The sequence below is a fragment of the Bacillus cereus genome (assembly GCF_015071065.1).
In the GTDB taxonomy this organism is placed as follows: domain Bacteria; phylum Bacillota; class Bacilli; order Bacillales; family Bacillaceae_G; genus Bacillus_A; species Bacillus_A cereus_BA.
In genome coordinates, this window is sequence record NZ_VOVA01000109.1 from 1 (window position 1) to 257 (window position 257).

Below are 257 nucleotides of genomic sequence, written 5' to 3' on the forward strand. Positions count from 1 at the left end.
AAGAAGTAATTGCCGCATTTGAAACATGGTAGAAGAACAGAGTAGGATGGCAATCAGTCGTCCATACAAATGGCATTCCAATCGTTCTCGTTTTATCTTTTTACAATGATGAATATGAAAGAATGATTTCCATGTTTTAAATAAAATCTCGATTTGCCAACGTAAAGAATACCAATCATGTACTTGTCCCATCGGGACAATATCTGTAGGGGTGTTTGTCATATATACATTGATACCACTGAGTCGTTTACTACGAG

At 36.2% G+C, this 257-nt stretch carries 1 protein-coding gene; it reads right to left on the reverse strand.

Annotated elements, in window-relative coordinates; all coding sequences use genetic code 11:
• Positions 1–257, reverse strand: a 257-nt coding sequence (locus FT637_RS29785; protein ID WP_193649266.1) for a transposase, incomplete at both ends; no start/stop codon positions are given.